This window comes from Variovorax paradoxus (genome assembly GCF_030811855.1).
Classification (GTDB): Bacteria; Pseudomonadota; Gammaproteobacteria; order Burkholderiales; family Burkholderiaceae_C; genus Variovorax; species Variovorax paradoxus_L.
In genome coordinates this window covers 828733-848017 of sequence record NZ_JAUSRN010000001.1, presented here as the reverse complement: position 1 = coordinate 848017, position 19285 = coordinate 828733, and the positions used below count along the sequence as shown (strand labels likewise).

The following is a 19285-nucleotide window of genomic DNA, read 5'->3' as shown; positions in this document are numbered from 1 at the left end:
TCCATCAAACCACAAAGGACGAACATCATGTTGGAAATTCGCAGCGCCAATGACCGCGGACTCGCAGACTTCGGCTGGCTCAAGTCGCGCCACACCTTCTCCTTCGGCCACTACCACGACGCCGCGCAACAGGGCTTCTCAGACCTGCTGGTGATCAACGACGACCGGGTGCATCCCGGCCGCGGCTTCGGCACCCACCCGCACCGCGACATGGAAATCTTCTCGTACGTGCTCGACGGCGCGCTCGAGCACAAGGACTCCATGGGCACTGGCTCCGTCATCCGCCCCGGCGACGTGCAGATGATGAGCGCGGGCACCGGCGTGCGCCACAGCGAGTTCAATTCGTCGGCGGCCGATCCGCTGCACTTTCTCCAGATCTGGATCACGCCGAATGCCAAGGATGTGGCGCCGCGCTACCAGCAGGTGCACTTCGCACCGGAAGAAAAGCGCGGCCGCCTGCGGCTGATCGTCTCGCCCGAGGGCACCGACGGCTCGCTGGCCGTGCACCAGGACGCCCGCGTCTATGCCGGCCTGTTCGACGGCGATGAATCCGCCTCGCTCGAGCTCGGTCCCGATCGCCATGCCTATGTGCATGTGGCACGCGGCACCGTCGAGCTCAACGGCCAGCGCCTGGGCGAAGGCGACGGCGCACGGCTGCGCGGCGAACAACGGATCGAGCTGGCCCGCGGCGAAGGCGCCGAGGTGCTGGTGTTCGACCTGCGGCCGAACGAGCTGCCTTCCTTCCAGTAAACCGACAACGCCTCCCGATTCCCTGCTCGCTTCTTTTTTCTTTCTTCAATCTTTTTTTTTAACGGAGTACTTCATGTCCATCAAAGCCACCCCCACCGCCGGCCCCAAGCTGCTCACCCCCGCCGACCACACGCTGGTCATGATCGACTTCCAGTCGCAAATGGCTTTTGCCACGCACTCGATCGACGCGGTGAACCTGCGCAACAACGCCGCCCTGGTGGCCAACGCGGCGGCCGGCTTCGGCGTGTCGACCATCCTCACCACCGTGGCCGAGAAGAGTTTTTCGGGCCCGATGTTCAGCGAGATCACCGATGCTTTCCCGGGCCAGAAGATGCTCGACCGCACCTCGATGAACACCTGGGAAGACGCGGCGGTGATCGATCGTGTGAACGAGATCGGCAAGAAGCGCATCGTGCTGTCGGGCCTGTGGACCGGCGTGTGCATCGTGGGCCCCGCGCTGTCGGCGCTCGACCAGGGTTTTGAGGTGTTCGTGATCGCCGACGCCTGCGGCGACGTGTCCACCGAAGCGCACAACCGCGCGATGGACCGCATGGTGCAGGCCGGCGCGCAGCCGATGACCTCGTTGCAATACCTGCTCGAGCTGCAGCGCGACTGGGCACGCACCGACACCTACGAGCTCACCACCGGCATTGCGAAGAAGTTCGGCGGCGCCTATGGCTTGGGCGTGACCTACGCCAAGACCATGTTCGGCGCGCACGAAGGCTGAGCGGGCGCATTCCGATGAAGCCCTATGTCCTGTCGCTTGCGCTGGGCCTTTTGGTCGGCGTGATCTACGCGCTCTTTCAGGTGCGCTCCCCGGCCCCGCCGGTGATCGCCCTGGTGGGGCTTCTCGGAATCCTGCTCGGCGAGCAGATTCCGCCCCTGGTCAAGGGCTGGCTCAAGCCCGAGGCCGCTGCTGCCACGTCGTGGCTCCACCACCAGGTCAAGCCGCATGTGTTCGGCGAATTGCCACAATGCGCCAAGGCCGGCCAGGCCACCGCACCGAGCAAAGACGCATGAGCGATCCATCATTCGACGAACAACGCCGGCGGCTCTGCCTCGGCACGCTCGGCGCCGCCCTTGGCGGTACGGCAATGGCCCAATCCAACCCTTCGAGGACACCCGACATGGCAGGCACCACCACCACTCCCGACCTCATCTTGCACAACGGCCGCTTCACCACGCTGGACCGTGCCAACCCCGTGGCCGATGCCGTGGCCATCAAGGACGGCCGCTTCACCCGTGTGGGCCGCGCGCAAGACATCCTGCCGCTGGCGAGCAGCGGCACCCGCGTGATCGACCTGCAGGGCAGACGCGTGCTGCCGGGCTTGATCGACAACCATCTGCACATCATTCGCGGTGGCCTCAACTTCAACCTCGAACTGCGCTGGGACGGCGTGCGCAGCCTGGCCGACGCGATGGCGATGCTGAAGCGCCAGGTCGCCATCACGCCTGCGCCGCAATGGGTGCGCGTGGTGGGCGGCTTCACCGAACACCAGTTCATCGAAAAGCGCCTGCCGACCATCGAAGAGCTCAACGCCGTGGCGCCCGACACGCCAGTGTTCCTGCTGCACCTGTATGACCGCGCACTGCTCAACGGCGCCGCGCTGCGTGCGGTGGGCTACACCAAGGACACGCCCGCGCCCCCCGGCGGCGAGATTGTGCGCGACGCGGCCGGCAACCCGACCGGCCTGCTGCTGGCCAAGCCCAATGCGAGCATCCTCTACGCCACGCTTGCCAAGGGGCCGAAGCTGCCTTTCGAATACCAGCTCAATTCCACGCGCCACTTCATGCGCGAGCTCAACCGACTGGGCGTGACCGGCGCGATCGACGCGGGCGGCGGCTTCCAGAACTTTCCCGAGGACTATCAGGTGATCCAGCAGCTGGCCGATGCCGGCCAGCTCACCATCCGCCTGGCCTACAACCTCTTCACGCAAAAGCCCAAGCAGGAGAAGCAGGACTTCCTCAACTGGACCGCCACGTCGAAGTACAAACAGGGCGACGACTACTTCCGCCACAACGGCGCGGGCGAGATGCTGGTGTTCTCGGCCGCCGATTTCGAGGACTTCCGCCAGCCGCGGCCCGACATGGCCCCAGAAATGGAAGACGATCTCGAAGAAGTGGTGCGTGTGCTGGTGCAGAACAAGTGGCCGTGGCGCATGCACGCGACGTACGACGAGACCATCGACCGCGCGCTCGGCGTGTTCGAGAAGGTCAACCGCGACACGCCACTCGCGGGCCTGAACTGGTTCTTCGACCACTGCGAGACCATCTCCGAGAAGTCGATCGACCGCATTGCCGCGCTGGGCGGCGGCATCGCGGTGCAGCACCGCATGGCCTACCAGGGCGAATACTTCGTCGAGCGCTACGGTGCCGGCGCGGCCCAAGCCACGCCGCCGGTCAAGCGCATGCTCGAGAAGGGTGTGAAGGTGTCCGCGGGTACCGACGCTACGCGCGTCGCCTCGTACAACCCGTGGGTCTCGCTCTCGTGGCTGGTCACCGGCAAGACGGTGGGCGGCATGCAGCTCTACCCCCAGCGCAACTGCCTGGACCGGGAGGCGGCGCTTCGCATGTGGACCGAGAACGTCACCTGGTTTTCCAACGAGGTCGGCAAGAAGGGCCGCATCGAGGCCGGCATGCTCGCCGACTTGGTGGTGCCCGACCGCGACTTCTTCGCCTGCCCGGAGTCGGAGATTGCCGACACCACGGCGCTCCTGACCATGGTGGGCGGCAAGGTGGTGTACGGCGCCGGGCCGTTCCAGTCGCACGACGAGGGCGCGCCGCCGCCGGCCATGCCCGACTGGTCGCCGGTGCGCACCTTCGGCGGTTACGCCGGCTGGGGCGATGCCGAGGGCGCACCGCTGCAAAAGGCGATGCGCCATGCGGCCCTGTCCTGCGCCTGCGCCAACAACTGTAGCGTGCACGGGCACCAGCACGCGACGGCCTGGGGCAGCAAACTGCCGATCGCGGATCTCAAGAGCTTCTGGGGCGCGCTCGGCTGCGCCTGCTGGGCGGTCTGATGACGAAACGCTGGCAACCCACCCCTGCGGTGCGCTGGATCGCCTTGCTGCTGCTGTGCGCAGCCTACCTGCAGGGCGGCTTCAACAAGGCCGTGGATTTCAACGCCGCCATCGCCGAGTTGAACCACTTCGGCCTGTCGCCCGCGGCGCCGCTGGCAGTGGCCGTCATCGTCCTGGAACTGGGCGCCTCGGCGCTGATCCTCACGGGCTTCTTGCGCTGGCTCGGCGCGCTGGCGCTGGGTGGCTTCACGCTGCTCGCGACCTTCGTCGCGCTGCGCTTCTGGGAGATGCCGCAGCCCGAGCGCTTCATGGCGGCTAACTCTTTCTTCGAGCACCTGGGGCTGGTCGGCGGGTTTCTGCTGGTGGCCTGGCATGACCTGAAAGAACGTACCCATGACTGATGCTCTCAAGACCGCCGTCCCTTCGCAGCCCGGCGCCTTCGCGCCGCTGCGCCAGCCGGTGTTCGCGGTGCTGTGGGCCGCCACCGTGCTCGGCAACATCGGCAGCTTCATGCGCGACGTGGCCAGTTCGTGGCTCGTGACAGATCTTTCGGCCAACCCCACCGCGGTGGCGCTGATCCAGACCGCGGCCACGCTGCCGATCTTCCTGCTCGCGATTCCGGCTGGCGTGCTGTCGGACATCCTCGACCGGCGGCGCTTCCTGATCTTCGTGCAGCTGGTGCTCGCGGCCGTCAGCGGCGCGCTGCTCGTGCTCTCGCACACCGGCGCGCTCACCGTGGAGTACCTCATCGCACTGACCTTCGTGGGCGGCATCGGCGCCGCGCTGATGGGGCCGACCTGGCAGTCGATCGTGCCTGAGCTCGTGCCGCGAGCCGAGCTCAAGGGCGCGGTGGCACTGAACTCGCTGGGCATCAACATCGCGCGCTCCATCGGCCCGGCCGCGGGCGGGCTGATCCTCGCGAGCTTCGGTGCGGCGGTCACCTATGGGATCGACGTGCTGAGCTATGCGTTCGTGATTGCCGCGCTCTTGTGGTGGAAGCGCCCGGCCGCCGTCGACAGCGGCCTGTCCGAGAACTTCCTGGGCGCCTTCCGCGCCGGCCTGCGCTACACGCGCGCCAGCCGCGAGCTGCACGTGGTGCTGCTGCGTGCGGCCGTGTTCTTCCTGTTCGCCAGTTCGGTCTGGGCGCTGCTGCCGCTGGTCGCGCGTCAGATGCTCGGCGGCACGGCCGGTTTCTACGGCGTGCTGCTGGGTGCGGTGGGCGCCGGCGCGATCGCCGGCGCGCTGGTCATGCCGAGGCTGCGCGCAAGGCTCGACGCCGACGGGCTCATCCTGCTCGCATCGCTGCTCACCGCAGCCGTGATGGGCAGCCTCGTGTTCGCGCCGCCGAAGTGGCTCGCGGTGCTGTTGCTGCTGGTGCTGGGGTTGGGCTGGATCATTGCCCTCACCACGCTCAACGGCGTGGCCCAATCCATCCTGCCGAACTGGGTGCGCGGGCGCGGGTTGGCGGTGTACCTCACGGTCTTCAACGGTGCCATGGCCGCCGGCAGCCTGGGCTGGGGCCTGGTGGCGCAGCAAGTCGGCGTGCCGACGACTCTGGTGGTGGGTGCGGTGGGGCTCGTGGCGGTGGCGCTCGCGTTCCACCGCGTGAAGCTGCCGGCTGGCGAGGCCGACCTGCAGCCCTCCAACCACTGGCCCGAACCGCTGGTGGCCGAGCCCGTGGCGCACGACCGCGGGCCCGTGATGATCCAGGTCGAGTACCGCATCCGCAAGGAGGACCGCGCCGCGTTCCTGGCCGTGATGAAGCGGCTCTCGCTGGAGCGCCGCCGGGACGGCGCCTATGCCTGGGGCATCACCGAACACACGGTCGATGCCGAGCGCATCGTCGAGTGGTTCCTCGTGGAGTCGTGGGCCGAGCATCTGCGCCAGCACCATCGCGTGTCGCATGCCGACGCGGACCTGCAAGCGGAAGCCATGCGCTTTCACGCGGGGCCGGGCAGGCCCGAGGTGCATCACTTCCTGTCGCTCTGAAGTCTGTACGTTTGCATGCCGCTCCGCGCTCTCGGATACTGCTTTCCATGAAGCACGCACCCGCCGAGACGCCGATGGCGTTCATCCAATCCATCGTGCTTGCGTACGAGCGCTATGGAAAGGATCCCACGCATGCGCTGCATGAAGCGCGGATTCTTCCGTCGCAGCTGAAGCGCATCGATGCGAAGGTGACGGCCGGGCAGATGGAAATCTTCTCCGGCCTTGCCATGCGCGAACTCGACGACGAAGCGCTCGGATGGTTTTCACGGCCGCTTCGGCATGGGGCGAACGGCATGCTTTGCCGCGCCTCTTTGCCTTCGCCCGATTTGCATGTCGCGCTGTCGCGGTGGTGCCGGCACTATGCGCTGCTGACCGAAGATATCCGGCTGGAGCTCAGCGTCGATGGAGCGACGGCATGCCTCACGATCCATGAGCATGCGGACCTTGGCGAGCAGCGCGAGTTCTGCCTCGTCAGCTCGTTCCGGAATATCCACGGATACGCATGCTGGCTGGCCGACTCGCGCATTCCGCTGTCCCATGCCACGTTTCCATTCTCGCCACCGCCGCACGCCAAGGCGTACGAGTGGATGTTTCGCGGGCCGGTGAGTTTCAATCAACCGTGCGCGAGCTTGCGCTTCGACGCGCGCTACCTCGGCCTGCCGGTGCTGCGCGATGACCGCGATCTGCGCCGGATGCTCCAGCGCCCGCTGCCCCTCATCGTTCTTCAGTACCGGCGCGACCGGCTTCTTTCTGGACGCATCCGGGAGCTGCTCAAGGCGAGGGGCATGGCACTCGCGACCGCGGAAGCCCTTTCCAGTGAGCTCAACCTGTCCACCCGCAGCTTGCACCGGCATCTGGCGGAAGAGGGCGCGTCCTTGCAGCAGCTGAAGAACGAGGTGCGCCGCGACATTGCGATCGATCAGCTGACGCGCTCGAAGAAACCGGTGAAGCAGATTGCCGCTGCAGCGGGATTTCAGAATGAAGGAAGCTTCAACAGGGCCTTCAAGGAATGGACAGGAAAGACGCCTGGAGAATTCCGAAAGCCGCCCGACGTCACGCGTTGACGGGCACCGGGTCGGTGGGCGCGTCCGGGGCCGGCAGCGTCGAGACACCCTGCGCCAGGGCCGCCTCCTCTTGCGCACGAAGGGCGCGAAGATAACCGTCGCGTGTCTGGAGCCGTTTCCAGTAGGCAGCGACGGCCGGTGTGAAGCGGGCCGTGAGTCCCAGATGCTCGGCCAGCAACAGCGCATAGCCGACGGACACGTCGGCAGCAGTGAAGCGACCGCCGCACAAATAGGTGTGCGTTGAAAGCAGCGGCTCCAGAGTGCGCAGCCGGGCCAGGAACCACTTGGCGTAGTCGTCGGCAACGGCGGGCTGCTGGCGGTGCGCGGGCTCGAAACGCGCGTAGCGCAGCACGAGCGTCTGGGGAAACGTGAGTGTCGCCTCGCCGAAATGCAGGTAGTTGAGATAGGCGCCGAAGTCGTGTTCACCGCGCTCGACCTGAAGAGGCGTCGGTGCGCTCAAGGCGCAAAGGTACTGGCAGATCGCCGCCGATTCGGTCATTCGCGTGTCGCCGTCGAGCATGAGCGGCACGGTTCCGAGCGGATTGACGTCGAGGTAGGTTCGCTGCAACGCGCGAGGGGGAAACGGAAGCATCACGAGCTCGTAGGGCACGCCCAGCTCCTCGAGCATCCAGAGGGGGCGAAACGAGCGTGCGCTCATGCAGTGGTAGAGAGTGATCATGTGAATGCCTGCCGCAAAGCATAGGCGCCGCTGCGTAACCCGGCGCGCCACCTTGTTTGCAAATCGTGCCACGCGCAATGAAGGCGCCTAGATCTCGCGCTCCTGGTAGTTGCGAAGCGCCGCAAGGTCGGTGACCACGAGGCTGCCGTATTCGGCATGAACGCAGCCCATGGCACTCAGCTGCTTGATCGCGATGTTCGCGCGCTGGCGTGGCAGCCCTGCGAGCTCGCCGAGCTCTTCCTGGGAGATGGGCAGCTTCTCGCCCATGTTGGGATAGAGCACCGGATTGAACATTCCGCTGATTGCACGCGCGAGCCGCGCCACCGGGTCGGTCAGCCGGTCGGCTTCGACCACCCCGAGGTACTGCGACAGGCGTTCGTTCAGCTGTTCGATGATGAAGTGGTTGAACTCGAAGCTGGTGTCGAGGAGCCACCGGAACGTGGTTCGTGGAATGTGGATGACGCGCGTCGGCCGCATGGCGATCACGTCGTAGCGCCGCACGCCCGTCTTGATGACCGAGCCTTCGCCGAACCAGCCTCCGGTTGGCACGCCGGTGAACATGACGACCTTGCCGCTGCGAAAGGCATTGGTGATCTTGAGCAGCCCGTCCGCGACGCCCACCCATGAATGAACGGGATCGCCCGCGCGAACCACGAATTCGTTTCTCTGGTGAATGGAGTCGTAGGCCTCGCACGCAATCCGCTCGCGCACCGGCTCGGGCAGCGTGCGCGTGCCGGGCATTTCAGCGAGCAGTGCGATCAGCGTCTTGTCTGCTCTTTTCATGGGTCGGCTTTGGGTTCAAGGCTCCGGCGATCAACGCTGGACCGCATCGGATCGCACTCGGGTTTGTGCTGCCTCACATTGTCTCGCTGCGTACAAACTGCCAGAAAAATCCGGCGAAGAATAAGCGCCGTCGAGAGCAGCAGTCAACACCAGGAGACAAGTTCATGCGCGATAGAAAGACATTCGGATGGCGGGCAGCCGGCCTCACGGCAGCGCTCCTGTCGCTTGCGGGATGCGGCGGAGGCGGCAGCAATGGCGGCGGCGGATTCTTTCCGGTGACCGCCGCACCACCGCCCGCCGCCGGCAACGGCGCAGCGCCTCCTGCGCCTGCACCCGCACCGCCGCCGATCACCGCACAGCAGGCCTGTGCAAGCCTTGAAGGCAAGACTGTCGGCGCGGCGACAGTCACCGCGGCGGCGGTGGTCGCGGCCAGCGGCGAAGTGCCTGCCTATTGCAAGGTCAACGCGAGGATCGACCCCAGGCTCAACTTCGAGTTGCGGCTTCCGGATGCATGGAACAGCAAGCTCCAGTACTTTGGCGGCGGTGGATACAACGGATCGATCCCACCGCTCGTGGCGGGGGATCTGTTGAGCCTGCCAGCCATCAAAAAAGGCTTTGCCACCGTGGGGAGCGACTCGGGGCATCAAGGCTCGGGCCTCGACGCCACATGGGCACTGAACGACCCGACGGCCGCGCAGTTGTTCGGCAGCCTGTCCGTGCCGACGGTCATGTCCTCGGTGGTGGAGATGCTCAAGCTGGCCTACGGCGCGGCACCTGCAAAGTCGTACTTCGAAGGCTGTTCGAACGGAGGTCGTGAAGCCTTGATGACCGCGCAGCGCTATCCCAACCTGTTCGACGGAATCATTGCGCGGGCACCGGCCTACAACTGGGTCGGCTTCATGGGCGGCTTCAACCGCACGGCAAAGGCGATGTCGGCGCCGGGCGGATCGCTCGATGCCGCCAAGGTTGCCACCTTGTCCAAGGCCGTGAGGGACGCGTGCGATGCCGGCGACGGCATCGTCGACGGCGTGGTGTCGAACCCCGCGGCCTGCAACTTCGATCCGCAGGTGCTGCGGTGCGTAGGCGGTGCGGACACGGGAAGCAACTGCCTGTCGGATGCGCAATTGGCGTCGGTGGCGTCCACCACTTCGGCGGCCGTGTTTGCGGGCAGCCCGACCTACCGCGATCCCGGCCGGCCGCTGGCCGGCAATGAAGACGATCCGGCCGCATTCGGCCTGTGGACGACTGGCGGCGGCAACCCCCAGACGTCGCTGCAGTACCTGTTCCAGGACACGACGGTGAAGACCTTCCTCGCGCGCAATCTCTCCGCCGATTCGCTTGCCTACACCTGGGACCAGGACACGGGCGCGCTGTATGGACTGGCGGCGCTCAATGACGCGACCAACGTCGACCTGCGCCCGTTCCAGAACAGTGGCGGCAAGCTGATCCTCTGGCATGGCGAGAACGACGCTGCACTCAGCTATCGCACCACCACCGAGTACTACACCAACATGGTGGCGGCCGTCGGCGGACAGGGCACCGCGGACACCTTCACCCGCTTGTACCTCGCACCCGGCGTGAATCACTGTGCGGGCGGGCCCGGCGCCGATGTGTCGGACCTGCTGGGCGCCTTGGATGCCTGGGCCGACAAGGGAACCGCGCCTGGAACGCTGGAGGCCAGCAAGATCGTTGCGGGTGCCAACGCGTTCAGCCGGCCGCTGTGCCAGTTCCCGCGCTATCCACGCTACACCGGCCCGTCGAACGACGCGGAGGCAGCCAAGCTCGCGTCGAACTACACCTGCACGTCGCCGTGATCCGGCCGGTCTGGCCATCGATCTAGCGGATGGCCAGCGCTTCGGATCGGTCGGGTTGCCAACCACCGCCCAGCGCCTTGAAGGCCGTGACCGCGGCGCGTGCGGATTCGGTTTGCGCCCGGGCCCGCGCATCGGAGGCGCGCAGCAGGTTGTCGTCGGCTTGCAGCACTTCGATCAGGCTGACCACACCTTTTTGATAGGCCGCGAACGAAGCGCCTCGCGCGCGGCCGAGCGACTCCACGCCCTGGCCGAGCACGGCCGCCTGCTCCTCGCGTTTGACCAGGGCGAAGAAGGCGTTCTCCACGTCCTCGGTCGCGCGCAGCGCGGCAAGCCGGTAGGCCGCCAGCATCTCGGCCTCCTGGCCCTTGGCCTGGTCGATCTGCGCATTGATGCGGCCGAAATCGAACAGGCGCCAGCGCAGGCCCAGCACGCCGGCCGCCTGGCTCGCACCGCTGGTGAACAGGTTGCCGCCGGACACGGCCGTTGCGCTGCCGATCAGTCCGCTCAAGGAAAGCTTGGGGTAGTACTCGGCCATGGCAGCGCCGATGCGCGCATTCGATGCGGCCAGGCGGCGCTCGGCCACGATCAGGTCGGGCCGGCGCCTGAGCAACTCGGCCGGCGATCCGGCGTTGGCGATCTGCGGGGGGAGCGGAATGGCGCCGGCTTCTGCCAGCTCCGCCCGATGCGTACCGGGCGCAGAACCCAGCATCACGGCGAGTGCGTTCATGGCGGCGTCCAGGCCCGCCTCGAGTTCCGGCACGGCGGCGCGGGCCTGGGCGAGGGCTCCCTCGGCCTGATTCACTTGAAGCTCCGCCGCCAATCCCTTGCCATGCAGAAGCTTGACGGTGGAGAGCAGGTCCTGCTGTGTCCGCACCTGGCCTTGTGCAATCTTCAGACGGGTCTGCAAGCCGCGGATGCTGATGTAGATGTCGGCTGTCTGTGCCAACACGGCCAACCGCGTGGCGGTGGCGCCGGCTTCCGACGCCTGGTACTCGGCAAGGGCCGCTTCCCGTCCGCGCCGCAGGCCGCCGAACAGGTCGAGCTCCCAGCTCGCGCCGGCGTTGACCTCATAGGAACTGCCCCAGCGGTCGAAACCCGGCGTCGAATTCAGCACCTGCCCCAACGGAGTCTCGACGGATTGGTAGCCCCTCGCCGCCTGGCCGCTCACATTGCCGGAGGGCAGCAACGCGGCATTCGCCGCGCCGACGCCGGCACGCGCCTGTGCCACGCGGGCGGAAGCCTGCGCAAGGTCGAGGTTCTGTTCCTGCGCAAGCGTGACGAACCGGGTCAGCTGCGGGTCGCCGAATCCCGTCCACCATGCGGTGAGATCGGCCGTGGCGCTCGCGTGCCGGCGATCCACCGCGGACTGGCCCTGGAAGCGTTCCAGCATGAGCACGTCGGTCCGGACGTAATCGGGCCCGACCGCGCAGCCTGTCGAAAGGCTTGCAACAACGAGTGCCGCAAAGGCATGTTTGGCCAGCATGGGGTTCCTTCATCGATAAGCAGTAGTGACCATATTACCAGATGGTCACAAGTTGTCCAATTGTGGGGACTCGCGTAAGCTGGACCCATGAAGACAACAAGCGCTTATCCCGTTTCGGCCCGAGGCCCGGCCGACCATGAGGTGCGAGACCAGATCGTGGCCGCGGCCACCGAGCACTTCAGCCGCTACGGCTACGAAAAAACGACCGTCTCCGACCTTGCCAAGGCCATCGGCTTTTCCAAGGCCTACATCTACAAGTTCTTCGAATCCAAGCAGGCCATTGGCGAGATGATCTGCGCCAACTGCCTGCGCGAGATCGAAGCCCAGGTCGGTGCGGCCATTGCGGAAGCCAAGCAGCCGCCGGAAAAGCTGCGCCGCATGTTCAAGTCCATCACCGAGGCGACCCTTCGGCTGTTGTTCCAGGACCAGAAGCTCTACGAGATTGCCGCCTCGGCCGCCACGGAGCGCTGGCAGGCGGTGCATGCCTATGAGGAACGCATCCAGAAGCTGCTGCGGGACATCCTGCAGGAAGGAAGGCAGAGCGGGGACTTCGAGCGCAAGACACCGCTGGATGAGACGGCGACGGCCATCTACCTGGTGATCCGCCCCTACATCAACCCGGTGCTGCTGCAAAGCAGCGCCGACTATGCCGAGGATGCGCCGGTGCATCTGTCCAACCTGGTCCTGCGCAGCCTGTCGCCTTGAATGCCGAGTTGTGCGGTGACTATTGACTAAAGTAGTCACTAGTACCAGAATGAACGTCCTGATCACTTTCTCGATGGGACTTTCATGCGCCGGCGCTCCCTTGCTACCTTCGCAGTCATCTGCGCCCTGCCATTCGCCTTGGCCGCGTGCGGCGAAAAGGCGCCAGCCGATCCGCGCACGGGGGCGCCGCTGGTGCGCACCGCCATCGTCCAAGGCGCAACCCCTGGGTCGCGTTCTTTCACGGGAACCGTAGCCGCTCGGGTGCAGAGCGACCTGGGATTTCGTGTCTCGGGCAAGGTGCTGGATCGGCTCGTGGACGGCGGGCAAACCGTCAAGCGCGGCCAGCCGCTGATGCGCCTGGATCCCGCCGATCTGAAGCTTGTCGCGCAGGCGCAGCAAGAAGCCGTGGCCGCGGCGCGAGCGCGCGCCCAGCAGACGGCGGACGACGAAGCCCGCTACCGCGACCTGCGCGGCACCGGCGCCATCTCGGCTTCGGCCTACGACCAGATCAAGAGCGCGGCCGATGCGGCCAAGGCCCAGCTCAACGCGGCCGTGGCCCAGGCCGACGTCGCGCTCAATGCGAGCCGCTACACGCAGCTGGTGGCCGACGGCGACGGCGTCGTCATGGAAACGCTGGCCGAACCAGGGCAGGTGGTGAACGCGGGACAGGCCGTGGTGCGCCTGGCCCACGCCGGGCGCCGCGAAGCCGTGATCCAGCTGCCTGAAACCCTGCGTCCCGTGGCCGGCTCCGCCGCGCAAGCCACGCTCTTCGGCAAGGAAGGACCGGGCGTTGCGGCCAAGCTGCGGCAGCTTTCGGATGCCGCGGACCGGCTCACCCGCACGTTCGAGGCGCGTTACGTGCTGGAGGGAGAACTGGCCAATGCGCCATTGGGCACCACAGTGTCCATCCAGATTCCAGATGGCTCTTCTTCCATGCAAGCAGGCTTTCAGGTGCCTGCCGGTTCCTTGTTCGACGCGGGCAAGGGGCCAGGCGTATGGGTCATCGACGGCGAGCCCGCAAAAGTTTCCTGGCGCGCAGTCCAGGTCCAGCAGCTGAATGACGATGGTGCACGTGTCGCAGGCCAGATCAAGCAAGGCGACCGGATCGTCGCGCTCGGCGCGCATTTGCTGCGCGAGGGTGAAGAGGTTCGGCTTGCAACGCAAGCCCCGGCAGTCAGCGCCGTTGCACAGCGAGTCCACCCGTGAGCGAAGGCCGTTTCAACTTGTCGGCGCTCGCGGTGCGCGAGCGCGCGATCAGCCTGTTCCTGATTCTCCTGATCTCGCTGGCCGGGGGCGTCGCGTTCTTCAAGCTCGGCCGCGCCGAGGACCCCGCATTCACGATCAAGGTGATGACGATCATCACCGCATGGCCCGGCGCCACCGCGCAGGAAATGCAGGACCAGGTCGCCGAAAAAATCGAAAAGCGCATGCAGGAACTGCGCTGGTACGAACGCACGGAGACCTACACCCGACCGGGCCTTGCCTTCACCATGCTGACCTTGCTGGACAGCACGCCCCCTTCGGAGGTGGAGGCGGAGTTCTACCAGGCGCGCAAGAAGGTCGGGGACGAGGCGCGCAACCTGCCCCAAGGCGTGATCGGACCGTTTCTCAACGACGAGTATTCCGACGTGACCTTCGCGCTGTACGCGCTCAAGGCCAAGGGTGAACCGCAGCGCCTCCTGGTGCGCGACGCGGAGACGCTGCGCCAGCGGCTGCTGCACGTGTCGGGCGTGAAGAAGGTCAACATCGTCGGCGAGCAGTCGGAGCGCATCTACGTCGAGTTCTCGCACGAGCGGCTGGCCACGCTGGGCGTCTCGCCGCAGGACGTGTTCGCCGCGCTCAATAGCCAGAACGTCTTGACGCCGGCCGGCTCCGTGGAGACCAAGGGGCCGGAAGTGTTCATTCGCCTGGACGGCGCCTTCGACGAGCTGCAGAAGATCCGCGACACGCCGGTGGTGGTCCGGGGCCGCACGCTCAAGCTGTCGGATGTCGCCACCGTCAAGCGCGGCTATGAAGACCCGGCGACCGTGATGATCCGCAATGGCGGTGAGCCGGCGCTGCTGCTGGGCGTGGTCATGCGCGACGGCTGGAATGGGCTCGATCTGGGCAAGTCGCTGGACAGCGAGGTCCGCGCCATCAACGCCGAGCAGCCACTGGGCATGAGCCTGGACAAAGTCACGGACCAGGCCGTCAACATCAGCGCAGCGGTCGACGAGTTCATGGTCAAGTTCTTCGTCGCGCTCTTGGTCGTGATGCTGGTGAGCTTCGTGAGCATGGGCTGGCGCGTGGGCCTCGTGGTGGCCGCGGCCGTGCCGCTGACGCTGGCAGTGGTCTTCGTGGTGATGCTCGCAAGCGGCAAGAACTTCGACCGCATCACGCTGGGATCGCTGATCCTCGCGCTGGGCCTCCTGGTGGACGATGCCATCATCGCCATCGAGATGATGGTGGTGAAGATGGAGGAGGGCTACGGCCGCGTCGCAGCCTCCGCCTATGCCTGGAGCCATACCGCGGCGCCGATGCTCTCGGGCACACTGGTCACTGCCGTGGGCTTCATGCCCAACGGCTTTGCCAGGTCCACGGCGGGCGAGTACACCAGCAACATGTTCTGGATCGTCGGCATCGCGCTCATCGCGTCCTGGGTGGTCGCGGTGATCTTCACGCCCTACCTTGGCGTCAAGCTGCTACCCGACTTCAAGAAGGTCGAGGGCGGCCACGAAGCGATCTACGACACGCCGCGCTACAACCGCTTTCGCCAGCTGCTGGCGCGCGTCATCGCGCGCAAGTGGCCGGTCGCCGGCTCGGTCATCGGCCTCTTCGTCTTGGCCGTGCTCGGGATGGCGGTGGTCAAGAAGCAGTTCTTCCCGATCTCCGACCGCCCTGAAGTGCTGATCGAGGTGCAGATGCCCTATGGCACGTCGATCATCCAGACCAGCGCCGCCACGTCCAAGGTGGAGGACTGGCTGGCCAAGCAGGCCGAAGCCCGGATCGTCACCGCCTATGTGGGTCAGGGCGCGCCGCGCTTCTATTTCTCGATGGGTCCGGAGCTGCCCGATCCGTCGTTTGCCAAGATCGTGGTGCGCACCGAGAACCAGGACGAACGCGAAGCGTTGAAGCATCGCCTGCGGCAGGCCATTGCCGATGGCCTCGCGCCCGAGGCGCGCTTGCGCGTCACCCAGCTGGTGTTCGGCCCGTACTCGCCGTTCCCGGTGGCCTACCGTGTCACCGGCCCCGATCCCGACAAGCTGCGCAAGATTGCGGCCGACGTGCAGCAGGTGATGGATGCCAGTCCGATGATGCGCACGGTCAACACCGACTGGGGCGCGCGCACGCCCACGCTGCACTTCACCTTGCAGCAGGACCGGCTGCAGGCCGTGGGGCTGAGCTCCAGCGCCGTGGCGCAACAATTGCAGTTTTTGCTCAGCGGCGCGCCAGTGACCGCCGTGCGCGAGGACATCCGCACTGTGCAGGTCGTCGCACGTTCGGCCGGCGGCATCCGGCTCGACCCGGCCCGCATCGGCGACTTCACGCTGGCTGGCGCCAACGGGCAGCGCATTCCGCTGTCGCAGGTGGGCCAGGTGGACGTGCGGATGGAAGAACCGATCATGCGCCGGCGCGACCGGGTGCCGACGATCACCGTGCGCGGCGACATCGCCGAAGGCTTGCAGCCGCCGGACGTGTCGGCGGCCGTGACGGCGCAGCTGCAGCCGCTCATCGACAAACTGCCGGGCGGCTATCGCATCGAGGAAGCCGGTTCCATCGAGGAGTCGGGCAAGGCGACGGCTGCGATGTTGCCGCTCTTTCCGATCATGCTGGCCATCACCTTGCTGATCATCATCCTGCAGGTGCGTTCGATCTCGGCGATGGTCATGGTCTTCCTGACCAGTCCGCTGGGGCTGATCGGCGTGGTGCCGACCCTCATCCTGTTTCAGCAGCCTTTCGGCATCAATGCGCTGGTCGGCCTGATCGCGCTGTCGGGCATCCTGATGCGCAACACGCTGATATTGATCGGGCAGATCCACCACAACGAACAGGCGGGGCTCGACCCGTTCCGAGCGGTGGTCGAGGCCACCGTGCAGCGTGCCCGGCCGGTGATCCTGACGGCCATGGCCGCGATCCTGGCCTTCATTCCGCTGACGCATTCGGTGTTCTGGGGAACGCTCGCTTACACGCTGATCGGCGGGACCTTTGCCGGGACGGTATTGACGCTGGTGTTTTTGCCAGCCGTGTATGCCATCTGGTTCCGGATCAGGCCCGCCAGCGGCCACGTGCCTTTGGTCGCGCAGCCGGCATGACCAGGGTCCGTGTCGTGAGTCCGCTCTCCCTGCTGTCCGTGAGTATCGAAAAAGGAATTGCCATGCTGGATACAGTTGTCGTCATCACCGGTGTGTCGTCGGGCATCGGCCGTGCCGCCGCTGAGAAATTTGCCAAGCTCGGCTGCCGCGTTTTCGGCACCGTGCGCAGCATCGACAAGACGCCACCGTTGCCGGGCATCGAGCTCGTCGAGATGGACGTTCGCGAAGACGCTTCCGTTGAACGCGCCATCAAGTACATCATCGACCAGGCCGGCCGCATCAGCGTGCTCGTCAACAACGCGGGCATGAGCACGCTCGGCGCGGTGGAGGAAACATCGGTTTCGGAGGCTGCGTCGCTGTTCGACATCAACGTGTTCGGCGTGCTGCGCACGACCCATGCAGTGCTCCCGCACATGCGAGCGCAACGCCGCGGAAGAATCGTCAACATCAGTTCGGTGCTGGGCTTTCTGCCGGCGCCGTACATGGGGCTCTATTCGGCTTCCAAGCATGCGGTGGAAGGACTGTCCGAAACCCTCGACCATGAGGTGCGCCAGTTCGGCATTCGCGTGACGCTGGTAGAACCGGCCTATACCCGAACCAATCTGGATGCCAATTCGCCCCAGGCAAGCTCGACAATCGCCGACTACGATCGCGAGCGTGCCATCGCGGCACGCGCTGTGGCGCACAGCATCAACGGCGCGCCCGGACCCGATGGCGTGGCCGACACGATCGTCGACGCCGCCCTCGGCACCTGGCGCATGCGCCGAACGCCGGCTGGGCAGGCATCGCTCCTGAGCAAGCTGCGCCGCTTCATGCCGGCCGGCCCGGTCGATGCCAGCTTGCGCAAGGCACTCGGCCTTGCCTGAACTCAGGTGTTGACGACCAGAAGGAATGAGCCCTGCATCTTTGGAATCAACCATCTACGCACTGATCAATCGCTGCGCCGTTGTTTCACTTAAGTCGGAATTCTTCGGGGTTTGTCTCCTTGAAGATTTCCTGCCTTTCCGGCGCCAATAGAACGCCGCTGCCACGAGATGGATGGAAGTGGCGGCCGCTAATTCACGGACCAGGAGTTCCCATGACCCGTCGTTCATTCTCGCTAGCCTTTTGGATTGCCATCAGCGCCGCGGCCCTTGCACAGGTTGGCTGCGCGTACAAGCCCGGGGTGATGGTCGACGCAGTCCGCTCGACCGTAACGACCGAGAACGGCAACGTCAAAGGCCTTGCGAAAGGGAACGCAGAGGTGTTCCTCGGACTGCCTTTCGCGGCGCCGCCAATGGGGAGCCTGCGTTGGGCGCCCCCGGAGAAAGCCGCTTCCTGGCAGGGGGTACGAGACGGGACGGTCGCGGGACCTAGTTGCCCGCAGACGGGTGGTTCCCCGGTCATCGGTCGAACAGAGAACGAGGACTGCCTTTATCTCAACCTCTATCGTCCCGCAGGTACTGCTTCGGGCGCATCGCTCCCAGTGCTTGTGTATGTTCATGGCGGGGCCAATACGGTCGGCGGCGCAATCCAGATCGACGGCGCTCGCATGGCGGCGGAAAACGGGATCTTGGTTATTGCCATCAATCACCGCCTCGGATCACTCGGCTTCTTGAATCATCCCGCGCTCGCCGAGCAGGCCAAGGATCGCCTGGCGGGAAACTATGCGTTGCTCGACATCAAAGCAGCGCTCGAATGGGTTCAACGCAACGTCGGTGCATTCGGCGGCAACCCAAACAAGGTGACGTTGGGAGGAACCTCGTCGGGAGCAACCAATGTTTGCGCGCTCCTTGTCAACCCTGGTACAGCTGGGCTTCTTCATGCTGCGATTATTTCCAGTGATGATTGCTTGCGGGACGTCGACACGGTCGCGCAATCGGAGGCGCGCGCGGCCGCCTTTGCAGCCAAGCTTGGATGCGCAAACTCGGGGAATGTCCTGGCCTGCTTGCGCTCCAAGAGCGCCGGCGAGTTGGTGACTGCCGGAGGCGCCTGGAATCCACACGTTGACCCCAAAGGATTTCACCGCAAGCCTGCGATCGAAGCGATCGCGGCAGGTGAATGGAGGGCGGTGCCTGTATTGATGGGCAGCATGCGCGAAGAAGGGCGTGGTTCCGGCACGGCTTTCGCCAACTTCACGTCCCAGGCGTACGCGGCCTGGGTCACCCGGCTCGTCGGGGCTGACCGTGCTCCAGCGCTGCTGGCGGCCTATCCTGCGGACAAATTCTCGGGGCAGTACGCGCTGCCCTACGTCATCGGCGACTTCATTACCGACAGCGGAATGCGCGGTCTCGGTGGTTGTACCAACCTGGCGCTGGCGAGGTATCTCGCGCGGCAAACGCCCACCTACTATTATCAATTCGAGGATCCAAACCCACCGGCGCCCTCGACGCCGCCCGGCTACGAGTTTCGCGCGTCACATGGTCTCGACACCCCGTTCACATGGCCCGATTCGCCTCACATGGCGCAGTCCTCCTCACGGTTTAGCGAAGCGCAGTGGCAATTGTCGAAGGAGATGACCCGCTACTGGGCCGCTTTCGCCAAGAACTTCAACCCGGAGGTTCCCGGCCAGGCGGCTTGGCCTCGACTGATCGCGGACGGATCGTTGATGTCGCTGCGGCCGGGCGGACGGAGCCAAGCCTCGCCTGTCTCACAGTTTGCAGAGCTCCACAAGTGTGCGCTGTGGGAAAAGATGCCCTGGGTGCTCGATCGCGGCGAACGCTGATC

16 protein-coding genes are annotated in these 19285 nt (G+C 65.7%); 13 read left to right on the top strand and 3 right to left on the bottom strand.

Annotated elements, in window-relative coordinates:
• The first annotated feature begins 27 nt into the window (after positions 1–27).
• The 7 genes from J2X92_RS04255 (at position 28) to J2X92_RS04225 (ending at position 6823) form a co-directional block, all read left to right on the top strand.
• The gene (locus J2X92_RS04255) at positions 28–750 is read left to right on the top strand and encodes a pirin family protein (protein WP_307573630.1); all 723 of its coding nucleotides are present in this window, start codon (positions 28–30) and stop codon (positions 748–750) included.
• 73 nt (positions 751–823) lie between these two features.
• Positions 824–1477, top strand: coding sequence for a hydrolase (locus tag J2X92_RS04250; RefSeq protein ID WP_307573629.1), 654 nt, complete (start codon positions 824–826; stop codon positions 1475–1477).
• A 14-nt stretch (positions 1478–1491) separates the two neighbouring features.
• Positions 1492–1770: a DUF1427 family protein gene (locus J2X92_RS04245; RefSeq protein ID WP_307573628.1), complete on the top strand. Its 279-nt coding sequence runs from the start codon at positions 1492–1494 to the stop codon at positions 1768–1770.
• A gap of 107 nt (positions 1771–1877) precedes the next feature.
• Positions 1878–3770, top strand: coding sequence for an amidohydrolase (locus J2X92_RS04240; protein WP_307573856.1), 1893 nt, complete (start codon positions 1878–1880; stop codon positions 3768–3770).
• Positions 3770–4171 (top strand): DoxX family protein, encoded by a 402-nt coding sequence (locus tag J2X92_RS04235; RefSeq protein ID WP_307573627.1) that lies wholly within the window; start codon positions 3770–3772, stop codon positions 4169–4171. Before J2X92_RS04240 ends, J2X92_RS04235 begins: the two co-directional genes overlap by 1 nt.
• Positions 4164–5759 (top strand): MFS transporter, encoded by a 1596-nt coding sequence (locus tag J2X92_RS04230; protein WP_307573626.1) that lies wholly within the window; start codon positions 4164–4166, stop codon positions 5757–5759. Before J2X92_RS04235 ends, J2X92_RS04230 begins: the two co-directional genes overlap by 8 nt.
• A gap of 47 nt (positions 5760–5806) precedes the next feature.
• Positions 5807–6823, top strand: coding sequence for an AraC family transcriptional regulator (locus tag J2X92_RS04225; protein ID WP_307573624.1), 1017 nt, complete (start codon positions 5807–5809; stop codon positions 6821–6823).
• Here the strand turns inward: J2X92_RS04225 and J2X92_RS04220 are convergent.
• Positions 6813–7502, bottom strand: a complete 690-nt coding sequence (locus tag J2X92_RS04220) for a glutathione S-transferase family protein (RefSeq protein ID WP_307573623.1) — start codon at positions 7500–7502, stop codon at positions 6813–6815. The genes J2X92_RS04225 and J2X92_RS04220 overlap by 11 nt on opposite strands.
• Before the next feature lie 87 nt (positions 7503–7589).
• Complete coding sequence (locus tag J2X92_RS04215; RefSeq protein WP_307573622.1) at positions 7590–8285, bottom strand: Crp/Fnr family transcriptional regulator; 696 nt, start codon at positions 8283–8285, stop codon at positions 7590–7592.
• Positions 8286–8449: 164 nt separating this feature from the next.
• Between J2X92_RS04215 and J2X92_RS04210 the strand changes: the two genes are divergently transcribed.
• Complete coding sequence (locus J2X92_RS04210; RefSeq protein WP_307573621.1) at positions 8450–10099, top strand: tannase/feruloyl esterase family alpha/beta hydrolase; 1650 nt, start codon at positions 8450–8452, stop codon at positions 10097–10099.
• Between the two features lie 22 nt (positions 10100–10121).
• On the opposite strand, the gene J2X92_RS04205 is transcribed toward J2X92_RS04210, so the two are convergent.
• Complete coding sequence (locus tag J2X92_RS04205; protein ID WP_307573620.1) at positions 10122–11582, bottom strand: efflux transporter outer membrane subunit; 1461 nt, start codon at positions 11580–11582, stop codon at positions 10122–10124.
• Between the two features lie 87 nt (positions 11583–11669).
• Between J2X92_RS04205 and J2X92_RS04200 the strand changes: the two genes are divergently transcribed.
• The 5 genes from J2X92_RS04200 to J2X92_RS04180 all read left to right on the top strand — a co-directional run bounded on the left by J2X92_RS04200 (position 11670) and on the right by J2X92_RS04180 (position 19283).
• Positions 11670–12287: a TetR/AcrR family transcriptional regulator gene (locus J2X92_RS04200; protein WP_307573618.1), complete on the top strand. Its 618-nt coding sequence runs from the start codon at positions 11670–11672 to the stop codon at positions 12285–12287.
• 84 nt (positions 12288–12371) lie between these two features.
• Positions 12372–13493: an efflux RND transporter periplasmic adaptor subunit gene (locus J2X92_RS04195; protein ID WP_307573616.1), complete on the top strand. Its 1122-nt coding sequence runs from the start codon at positions 12372–12374 to the stop codon at positions 13491–13493.
• The gene (locus J2X92_RS04190) at positions 13490–16579 is read left to right on the top strand and encodes an efflux RND transporter permease subunit (RefSeq protein ID WP_307573615.1); all 3090 of its coding nucleotides are present in this window, start codon (positions 13490–13492) and stop codon (positions 16577–16579) included. Before J2X92_RS04195 ends, J2X92_RS04190 begins: the two co-directional genes overlap by 4 nt.
• Positions 16580–16641: 62 nt before the next feature.
• Complete coding sequence (locus tag J2X92_RS04185; RefSeq protein ID WP_307573613.1) at positions 16642–17445, top strand: oxidoreductase; 804 nt, start codon at positions 16642–16644, stop codon at positions 17443–17445.
• A 212-nt stretch (positions 17446–17657) separates the two neighbouring features.
• Positions 17658–19283 carry a carboxylesterase/lipase family protein gene (locus tag J2X92_RS04180; protein ID WP_307573611.1) on the top strand — a complete coding sequence of 542 codons (1626 nt, stop codon included), beginning with the start codon at positions 17658–17660 and terminating at the stop codon, positions 19281–19283.
• The last annotated feature ends 2 nt before the right edge of the window (positions 19284–19285 follow it).